The 2,466-nt window shown below is 64.8% G+C and carries 3 protein-coding genes and 1 pseudogene; 2 read left to right on the top strand and 2 right to left on the bottom strand.

Going from position 1 to position 2,466, the window contains the following annotated elements; translation table 11 throughout:
• Positions 1-239 (top strand): cupin domain-containing protein (locus tag KBZ33_RS21320; RefSeq protein WP_255012020.1); only part of this gene is annotated, 239 nt, incomplete at its 5' end.
• 103 nt (positions 240-342) lie between these two features.
• Here KBZ33_RS21320 and KBZ33_RS21315 read toward each other — a convergent pair.
• Positions 343-1,134: a class I SAM-dependent methyltransferase gene (locus tag KBZ33_RS21315; protein WP_255012019.1), complete on the bottom strand. Its 792-nt coding sequence runs from the start codon at positions 1,132-1,134 to the stop codon at positions 343-345.
• A 379-nt stretch (positions 1,135-1,513) separates the two neighbouring features.
• A complete protein-coding gene (locus KBZ33_RS21310; RefSeq protein ID WP_255012018.1) occupies positions 1,514-1,948 on the bottom strand; it encodes a DUF3122 domain-containing protein in 435 nt (144 codons plus the stop codon).
• A 243-nt stretch (positions 1,949-2,191) separates the two neighbouring features.
• On the opposite strand from KBZ33_RS21310, the pseudogene KBZ33_RS21305 reads away from it, so the two are divergent.
• Positions 2,192-2,466: pseudogene (locus tag KBZ33_RS21305) on the top strand (photosystem II q(b) protein); the annotation flags it as partial.

The following is a 2,466-nucleotide window of genomic DNA, read 5'->3' as shown; positions in this document are numbered from 1 at the left end:
TGGCCCTGGTGCGCTGGGCGCCCGGCACGGCGTTTCAGCCCCACAGCCACCCGGGCGGCGAGGAAATCGTTGTTCTCGATGGCGTCTTTCAGGACGAGCAGGGCTCCTATCCGGGCGGCAGCTGGTTCCGCAATCCACCCGGTAGTTCCCATCGGCCCTGGAGTGAGCAGGGCTGCACGATCTGGGTGAAGACCGGACACCTGCCAGCAACGCTGGGGCCCGATGGCTCAGAAGCGTGAATTCGGAACGTCCAGGAAGGCTGGTTCTTCAGGGCTCGTTTCCAGGGAAAGCAAGGCCTTTGCGGTGTCGGAAGCGGCCAAAACCAGCGAGCAAGTAAACGCATCACAGGCTTGGCACTTTGCCCCGGATGGCATGGGCCCGCCCTGTCAGGCTGATCAAGCCGCTGCCGGTTGGCTGCAGGCGGGCTTGCAGCAGCTCACGGAAGCGGGTGCGTTCCTCCTCGCTCATGACCGCGAGGGCCTGACCGGCGCTCGGCCCCCCGAGGACGGTGTTCCAGAGGTCGTCGAAGTCGGTGTAAGTGCGTTCCACCGTGATCACTTTGGTGTGGATGTCGAACAGGCCGGCGGTGACCCAGAGATCGCTCAGCGCTTCAAGGCGGGAGGAGCCGACACTGGGCGGCATGGGAATGGCCCTGCCGACGGCGCCCAGGGTTTCATTCACGCTCTCATACGGGAAGCCCCCACCCTCCATGTCCCAGGCATAGGCGGCCACGGTTCCACCCGGGGCCACAACACGCGCCATTTCGGAGACACCCTGCGCCGGTTCCGGTACGAAGAAGATCACCAACGGCATGACCGCAAGATCGAACGCATCATCGGCGAATGGCAGGGCCATGGCGTCGGCGTTCACAAAGTCAACGCTCTGCAGCGGTGGATGCTGCCGGGCATAGGCAAGTTGCGCCTCTGACGGGTCGATGCCGACAAGAGCGTGCGGTTCGCTCTGCTCAGCGATCAGTTGCGTGAAAGCACCATTGCCACAGCCCACATCCAGCCAACGCTGGCCGTTGTTCGGGACGATCCAATCGAGAAATTCCTGGCCGGCAAGGCGACTCCAGACACCCATGAAGCGGTCGTAGCCGGCCCCATCAGTGAAGCGGATGGGTTCATTGGTCATGGCCATCGGATTCCAAGGGGTTCATGGCTGCGGTTCGCTCACGGTGGCACTTTGAGGTCGCCGCCGGTGCTTCGCCATCCCAAGGCCAGGCTGACAGCCATCGGTTGGTTGGGAGCGCAAGGTCCGGCTGGATCTTGATCCGGGCGTGCGTCCTTTTCGACCTTCAGGGAGCCCACGTCGTCGGTCCGCTCCAACCGCAGTGGGCAGCGGAACACCAGCTTCAGAGCTTCGTCCCTGGAGGCCTGTCGCTCAGGTGCGCCATCGCGGCTGACCGCCCAAGGGGGCCTGAGCCGCCCATGCGCAGCAGCAGCATCAAGCGGCAGCGGTTTTTCGTGCAGGCGCAGGGGGAGACAGCCAATGGCCCGGAAGGCGAAGGCAATCAGGTTGCCAGACTCGGCGGCAGCTCATGGAGCGCCTGCACGACTTCAGGTTGCAGCATGACCATGATCGTTCCCTCTGGATTGTCGGTCGGCACCTCCAGCTGCAGCGGCAGCACGTCGCTGGGCCTGGGGTCCAGGCCGTTGGCGTCGAACTGGGCCGAGGCCTCGGGGATCGCCTCCTCCCCCTGTCGCACCAGTTCCTCACTGCGGTTCGGCAGCTCCCAGGCGCCGCCGAGGCCGTCGCTCAAGAGCAGTGGCCTTTGGTGATCGACAATCTGCCCGGGTGAGCGGGCCGTCAGGCGCACTCGCCAGCCGGCTGGGTAGGCGGGATCAGGTTGCTCGAACAGGGTCAGGCCCCAGGAACGACCCGAGGAATCCGTGAGGGTCCAGCGCTGTGGATCGGCTGCTGCCTGGGCCTGGAGCGGCAGCAGCATCAGGGTCAGGGCAAGCAGAACAGCGGCGAAGACGGGCCGCCAGTTGGGTCGATGCAGCCGGTGCGCAGCTGGGCGGAAACCCGCCCCAGCCCTTTGAGAAGGAATACTCATAACGCCTCTCACGTCATAGAAGGCTTCAACGCTACTGTTGTATTGGGAAGAGTCGGCGCTCGGCGGGCCATCCACCACGATGGCCCACCCTCGCCTTCGCAGCTCTCCCCAGTCCCGTCCTCATTCCTCGCCATGACGACAACCATCCTCAAGCGTTCCTGGGGCAACCCATGGAACAGCTTCAAGGACTGGGTCACCAGCACCGAGAACCGCCTCTACGTGGGCTGGTTCGGTGTGCTGATGATCCCCACCCTGCTCGCGGCCACCATCTGCTTCATCGTCGCCTTCATCGCGGCACCCCCCGTCGACATCGACGGCATCCGCGAACCGATCGCCGGCAGCCTCCTCTACGGCAACAACATCATCACCGCCGCCGTGGTGCCCAGCTCCAACGCCATCGGCCTGCA

Source organism: Cyanobium sp. Cruz-8D1 (assembly GCF_024345975.1).
Lineage (GTDB): Bacteria > Cyanobacteriota > Cyanobacteriia > PCC-6307 > Cyanobiaceae > Cyanobium.
This window is presented reverse-complemented; position numbering and strand designations above follow the sequence as displayed.

Bases quoted from the DNA above. Each gene is read 5' to 3' on its own strand.
- KBZ33_RS21315 (WP_255012019.1), bottom strand. From the start codon at position 1,134: ATGACCAATGAACCCATCCGCTTCACTGATGGGGCCGGCTACGACCGC.
- KBZ33_RS21310 (WP_255012018.1), bottom strand. From the start codon at position 1,948: ATGCTGCTGCCGCTCCAGGCCCAGGCAGCAGCCGATCCACAGCGCTGG.